Annotated in this window: 6 protein-coding genes; 4 read left to right on the top strand and 2 right to left on the bottom strand. The window is 75.3% G+C overall.

Annotated elements, in window-relative coordinates; translation table 11 throughout:
- The first annotated feature begins 127 nt into the window (after nt 1-127).
- From ACZ7JZ_RS24335 to ACZ7JZ_RS24320, 4 genes are all read left to right on the top strand, one after another.
- Nucleotides 128-739: an RICIN domain-containing protein gene (locus ACZ7JZ_RS24335; protein ID WP_470942800.1), complete on the top strand. Its 612-nt coding sequence runs from the start codon at nt 128-130 to the stop codon at nt 737-739.
- Nucleotides 740-775: 36 nt separating this feature from the next.
- Nucleotides 776-1,501, top strand: a complete 726-nt coding sequence (locus ACZ7JZ_RS24330) for an RICIN domain-containing protein (protein ID WP_470942799.1) — start codon at nt 776-778, stop codon at nt 1,499-1,501.
- Between the two features lie 236 nt (nt 1,502-1,737).
- Nucleotides 1,738-3,273, top strand: coding sequence for an NAD(P)/FAD-dependent oxidoreductase (locus ACZ7JZ_RS24325; RefSeq protein ID WP_470942798.1), 1,536 nt, complete (start codon nt 1,738-1,740; stop codon nt 3,271-3,273).
- Between the two features lie 159 nt (nt 3,274-3,432).
- Nucleotides 3,433-4,545: an ABC transporter substrate-binding protein gene (locus ACZ7JZ_RS24320; protein ID WP_470942811.1), complete on the top strand. Its 1,113-nt coding sequence runs from the start codon at nt 3,433-3,435 to the stop codon at nt 4,543-4,545.
- Between the two features lie 452 nt (nt 4,546-4,997).
- On the opposite strand, the gene ACZ7JZ_RS24315 is transcribed toward ACZ7JZ_RS24320, so the two are convergent.
- Both ACZ7JZ_RS24315 and ACZ7JZ_RS24310 read right to left on the bottom strand, forming a co-directional pair.
- A complete protein-coding gene (locus ACZ7JZ_RS24315) occupies nt 4,998-5,216 on the bottom strand; it encodes a hypothetical protein (RefSeq protein WP_470942797.1) in 219 nt (72 codons plus the stop codon).
- A 27-nt stretch (nt 5,217-5,243) separates the two neighbouring features.
- Complete coding sequence (locus ACZ7JZ_RS24310) at nt 5,244-6,089, bottom strand: NAD(P)H-binding protein (RefSeq protein ID WP_470942795.1); 846 nt, start codon at nt 6,087-6,089, stop codon at nt 5,244-5,246.
- Nucleotides 6,090-6,110 lie beyond the last annotated feature (21 nt).

Raw genomic sequence — 6,110 nt, 5'->3', positions numbered from 1 at the left:
ACGGACAAGGAGTTCCTCCAGGACACCTCCTGGAAGATCACCGTCCCCCTCGCCCGCTGAAGCCGCACCACCCACCCACCCGGCAACAGCAGCCTCTCCCCGCAGACTTCACCAGAACGGAACCACCATGCCCCTGATCGTCCGACCCGCGCTGGCCGCAGGCGCCGGAATCGCGGCCATCGCCGCCACCCTGACCTTCACCACCGCCGAGGACTCCGCGCAGGGCCCGCAGAAGGCGCAGCGCTCCGAGGCCGCGGCGCCCGTAGCGCCCGTGGCCGCGGCCGCGCGCATCCCCGTACAGCTCAGGGCCGAGAACAGCGGCCTGTGCCTCACCATCCCCTCCGCCAGCCTGCGCAACGGCGTCAACGCCACCCAGGCCACCTGCGAGGACGGGGCCGAGAACCAGCGGTTCGACCTGTCGCTCACCGGCGCGGGCACCGTCGAGGTGCGCTTCAAGCACACCGGCAAGTGCCTCGACGTGGAGGCCTCCGGCACCAAGACCGGCACGGTCGTCCAGCAGTGGTGGTGCGTCCAGCAGGAGCAGCAGCGCTGGCGCCTGGTGAACGTCGACATCGTCAACGACCTGTACGAGCTGCGCCCCGCCCACCTGCCGGGCAAGGGCAACCGCTGCCTGGAGGTCAAGGGCGGCTCCAAGGAGTCCGGCGCGGCCACCCAGCTGTACGCGTGCAACGGCACGACGGCCCAGAAGTGGCGCTTCGCGCCCGTCTCGGCCGCCTGAGCACCCCGAAACACGCGAGAGGAAACGGATCCCCCCATGTCCCGGATCATCAAGACCGCCTTTGCGACCGGCGCCGCCCTCGTGGTGCTCACCGGCACCGCGACCTCCGTGCAGGCCGACGGCGGTGACTCCGCTGCCGCCGCTGCGGCCGCTGCGGCCCGTCAGGCCGCGTCCGCCGACGCCGCCCGCGCCGCGGCCGCTGCCGCCGCCCACCGCACCGCGACCGACCCTAAGGAGGCCGCGCGCGAAGCCGCGGAAGCCGCGCGGGAGGCTGCCGTCACCGCGCAGGGCGCGGCGATGGAGGCGAAGAGCCGCGCCGCCATGCCACAGACGATGGTCAACGTCGTCTCGGCCAACAGCGGCAAGTGCCTGGACCTCGAAGGCGGCAAGACCACGGACGGCGTGCCCGTCCAGCAGTACACGTGCGCCGGCGTGAACAACCAGAAGTGGAAGGCCGTCGCCACCGGCAACGCCAGCTGGGAGCTGCGCTCCGCCGTCGGCGACAAGTGCCTCGAGGTCGAGAACAGCGGCACCAAGAACGGCGCCGTCGTCCAGACCTGGAAGTGCACCGGGGGCGGCCAGATGCGCTGGCAGCTCAACCTCGTCGACCCGGCCGAGAAGCTGTTCGAACTCCAGCCGATGCACACCGACGAGATGTGCCTGGACGTACCGAGCGCCAAGACGGACAACGGCATCAACACCCAGCTGTGGACCTGCAACCGCAGCGAGGCGCAGCTGTGGAAGATCCAGCTCGCCAAGTGAGCCGGCCGGTCGGGCGTCTTCGGACTCCCCCGCCCGCTGGCCTGGCATCGACGGAACCGGCCCGCCCGGCATGAGCGGGCGGCCCTGAAGGGGCCGGTACTCGACCGAGTACCGGCCCCTTCGCCCACCCCGGGCATACGGCGGCACTCAGCGCGGCCCCGGGGCGGGAGCGGCGGCTCGGGAAAGATCCACAGCGGGTAGGGTCGTTCTGCAACACGACGCGAAGGGGAGCTTCAGTGGCGCGGGTTGCAGTGGTCGGCGGGGGGATCAGCGGGCTGGGTACGGCCCTCATGCTCGGGCGGCGGGGACATGCGGTCACCCTGTTCGAGCAGGACGGGCGGCAGGCCGGCGAGGACCTCGACCAGGACTTCCACCGGTGGCACCGGCCCCGGACGCCCCAGGCGGTGCAGCCGCATTCGCTGCTGGCGCCCGTGCGGACCGTGCTGCTGGCCGAGGCGCCGGACGTGTACGCCGATCTGCTGGCGCGCGGGGCGCGGGAGTGGCACGACTTCGACTGGTTCGGCGAGCATCCGCCGCACCGTCCCGGCGACGAGGACCTCGTGACCCTGCGCACCCGGCGGATCGTGGTCGAGGCCGCGCTCGCCGCGGCGGTGCGGCGGGAGCCGGGGGTCGAGGTGCGGCTGGGGCAGCGGGTGGGCGGGCTCGTCTTCGCGCCGCCCGCCGGGGGCGGGGACGGTGGCGAGGGGGGCCCGGGCGGCGGGGGCGGTGTGCCGCGGGTGGTCGGGGTGCGGACCGGTGGCCCGGAGGTGCATGCGGCGGATCTCGTCGTCGACACCACGGGGCGGCGTTCGCCCGTACCCGCCTGGCTGAAGGCGGCGGGCTGCCGGCCGCCCGTGGTCGAGAGCCACCGCACCGGGATCGCGTACCTGTGCCGCTGGTACCGGCTGCGGGAGGACGGGCCGCGGGATCCGGGGCGGGTGAAGACCGGTTCGGCGGGGCCGTACGCGTTCGCCGGGGTGTTCCCCTCCGACAACGACACCTTCGCCGTGAACATCGTGGTGTCCACCGCCGACCCGACCCGCGGCGCGCTCACCGACCCGGCGGTGTTCGAGGCCCTCGCCCGCCGCTTCCCGGCCTGCGCCGCCTGGCTCGGCCTGGACCCCGTACCGCAGTCGGACGTCCTGGCCATGGCCGGACTCGACAACCGCTGGACCTCCCTCACCGACGCGTCCGGCCCCGTCGTCACCGGGCTGGTCAACGCCGGTGACAGCCTCATCCACACCAACCCCACCTTCGGCCACGGCGTGGCCCTCGGCCTCCTGGCCGCCCAGCACCTCGGCGCGCACGCCGACGAGATCGCCGCCGACCCCGCCGTGTACCACGCCTGGGCGGTACGGGCCCTGCGCCCGTGGTTCGACGCGCAGACCGCGGCCGACCGGGCCCTCGGGCAGGGGCTCGCCGAGGCCGCGCCCGCCTCGGACCGGCGGGCCGCGGCCCAGGCGGTCTGCGCCTTCGAGGACCCGGTGGTCATGCGGGCCCGCGCGCAGGCGCGCCACCTGCTGCGGACCCCGAAGGAGGCGTACGGGACGGAGGAGGTGACCCGGCACGTGACGGCCTGGCTGGACGCCCACCCGGAGTTCACCCCCGTCCCGGACGGGCCGAGCCGCGCGGAGTGGGAGGCCGTGGCCGCCCGGGGGGCGAGCCGTGCCGGTCGCGGGGCGAGCCCTGCCGGTCGCCGGGCCGAAGGGTCCGGGCTCGGGGTGGAGGCCGCCGGGCTCGGGGCGGAGCGCCCTCATTCCGTCAGCCGCTGATATTCGGTTGTCGGGCGGCCTCCGGCTGTCGGCTAATGGCCGGTGATCACGGTACGGACGGAAGCGGGAGGCGCAGCCATCAACACCCAGCACGTACACGCGCAGGAACGGGCACACGCGCAGGAACAGGGACGCGAGCAGGAACAGGCACACGGGCAGGTGCCGGAGCGGGACCGGCCCGTCCTGATCGGGGTCCTCGCCCCGCTCACCCCGCCCGGGTGGGTGGAGGCGGGCCGCCACCTGCTGGCCGGGTTCGAACTCGCCGCCCGCGAGGTCAACGAGGCCGGCGGGATCGGCGGCAGGCCGCTGGAGCTGGTCGTACGGGACACCGCGGCGGACCCGCAGCGCGCCGTGGCGGCCGTGTCGGAGCTCGCGGAACTGGGCGTGGCGGCCCTGGCCGGCGAGTACCACAGCGTGGTGGCCCGGGCCGCGGCCGCCCGCGCGGAGGCCCTCGGGCTGCCGTTCCTCTGCTCCTCGGCGGTGCTGGACGCGCTCACCGAGAAGCCGTCCGACCTGGTCGCACGCCTCGCGCCGCCGCAGTCCAGGGGCTGGCGGGCGTACGCGGACTTCCTGGCCGGCGCGGGCCACCGGCGGATCGCGGCCGCGGCCCAGGACAACGTGTACTGGGCCTCCGGCACCGGCATCCTGCGCGAACGCCTCGCCGCGCACGGGGCGCAGCTCACCGTCCTCGACCTGCCCCGGCACTCCCCCGCGGAGGTCGCGGAGGCCCTGGTACGGGAGGAGGCCACCGCCCTCCTGCTGCTGGCCGGCACCCCCGATCCGGCCGTGCCGGTTGTCCGCGCGGTCCGCAGCGATCCGCGCCTCGCCGGGGTGCTGGTCGGGGCCCCGGCCGGGCAGCCGGAGTTCGACGAGTGGGCGGAGCTGCTGGGCGCGGACGGCGACTGCGTCCCCTTCCTCCGCTACCTGTCCGACTCCCCCGGCCCCCTCGCGGTCCGGGTGGAGGCGGCCCTGCGCGAACGGCTGGGCCGGGCACCGTCGTTCGTCGCCTTCGAGGGCTACGACACGGTCCTCGTCCTGGCCGCCGTACTGCGCGCACACGGTACGGAGCGCGCGGACGTCGTCGCAGCGGGCTGGGCGGACGTCTCCGCGGAGGGTACGCGGGGGACGGTCCGCTTCTCCCGGCAGCCCGGGACCGGGGTGTGGCAGTGGGCGTGGCCGCCCGTCCAGGTGGCGGAGGGCACGGGAGGGGGCGGGGACGGCGGTCCGAGGGGCGGCTTCCGCCGTTTGCACACCCACCCCGAGAACGCGTGAGCAGATCCCGAGCGCTCGTCCACACGCCGCCGGTCCTGCGAGGGAGCACCCCGGGTCGGGATCAGGCCGTTCCCCGGTCCTGCGGCACGGGCGGGTCCGCGGGCGGGCACCGATGCCCGGGTGCTCCCACTGAAGAGGTCCACCGTTTCACCGCCCTGTCGGCGCAGCTGACCGCTTCGACTCACCGGCCCTGGCGACCACCGGCCTGACCGGCACGTATGGCGAGGTGGCCGCCCGGCAGCTCCGCACGGACCTCTTCGCGCAGCTGCTGCCGGGCCGGCCGAGCGGCCGGACGAGGAGCCGTCTGCACAACCGGACGCGGGCGCGGAAGTGGACACGGACGCGGAAGTGAACGTGGACGCGGAAGTGGACGCCGCGGCCCGGACGTTCACGTACCTCTGGTACCCGGGCACCCGGCCGGGGCCGCCGCCCTTCGTGGTCTCGGCCCGGCCCTACGCCGAGGGCCTGGTCTGGAAGGCGGCCGGCCTCCGGGCACGCTGCTGCCGGCGGAACGCGTCCGGCTGACGTTCGACGCAGCGCAGGTGGTCCAGCCGGACCCGGAGGGCCGGCTCGCCGCCGTGCGCCCCGGGGCGGCGGAGCGCGAGATTCAGCTCCGCCACGAGGTGGGTGCGGATCTCCTCGGCGGTGGCGAGCGGGGGGGTGTCGGTCATGCGCCCGCCCTCGGACACCGGGCCGTGTCAGGCCGAGTCGGGCCGGCTGAGCGCGGCCACTGCGGCAGCCGCCGCCAGCGGGTCGCGGGGCGGGCGGCCGAGGAGTCGGGCCAGGTCGGGGGACGGGTCCGCCAGGAAGCCGTGGCGGACCGCCGTCGCGATGGAGACGAGCATCGGCGGCTGGAAGGGCAGCAGCCCAGGCGTCTCCTCGAGCAGTCGGCGGCGGTACTCGCCCAGGGGGATCGCGCGGTGCGGCACCCCGAGCGCTGCTGCCACCGCCTCCGCGCTGACCGGCGTACCGACGAGCTCGTACACCCGGCCCGCGTGCCGTTCCGGTTGCGCGGCCACCACGGCGGCGGCCTCGGCCAGGTCCCCCCGCACCACCGCAGCCAGCCCCCCGCCCCCGAATCCGGACACCAGCCCGTCGCCCTCCCACCCCAGCAGGGCTCCGAACAACTCGGCGTAGAGCCCGTTGCGCAGGATCGTGTACGGCAGCCCGCTCGCCCGTATCAGACGCTCGGTCGCGCGGTGCGCCAGCGCGAACCCGAGGTGGTCCCCGGCGGCGGTCAGGCTGGTGTAGACGAGGTGCCGCACCCCGTCCCGTACGGCGGCCTCCACGACCGCGGAGTGCCGGGCCACGACCTGGTCGTCCTCGGCGTACCCCGCCGACACCAGCACCAGCGTGTCCACGCCGCGGAGGTCGAGCGCGGAGGCGGGCCGGTCGAAGTCGAGGTACCGGTGACCCGGCCCCGCCTCCGCCCCCGCCCCCGCCCCCGGCGTACGGCTGCCGCCGATCGCAGCGGCGCCGCGGGTACGGAGGGCTGCGAGCGCGGCCGAGCCGAGGTTGCCGTTCGCGCCGGTCACCAGAATCATCGTCGATCGCCGTCTTCCCGT

It is taken from the genome of Streptomyces sp. NPDC038213 (assembly GCF_055600495.1).
Note: the sequence above shows the minus strand (reverse complement) of the source record. Positions and strands in the feature narration are given on the sequence as shown.

Bases quoted from the DNA above. Each gene is read 5' to 3' on its own strand.
- ACZ7JZ_RS24315 (WP_470942797.1), bottom strand. From the start codon at position 5,216: ATGACCGACACCCCCCCGCTCGCCACCGCCGAGGAGATCCGCACCCAC.
- ACZ7JZ_RS24310 (WP_470942795.1), bottom strand. From the start codon at position 6,089: ATGATTCTGGTGACCGGCGCGAACGGCAACCTCGGCTCGGCCGCGCTC.
- ACZ7JZ_RS24330 (WP_470942799.1), top strand. From the start codon at position 776: ATGTCCCGGATCATCAAGACCGCCTTTGCGACCGGCGCCGCCCTCGTG.
- ACZ7JZ_RS24335 (WP_470942800.1), top strand. From the start codon at position 128: ATGCCCCTGATCGTCCGACCCGCGCTGGCCGCAGGCGCCGGAATCGCG.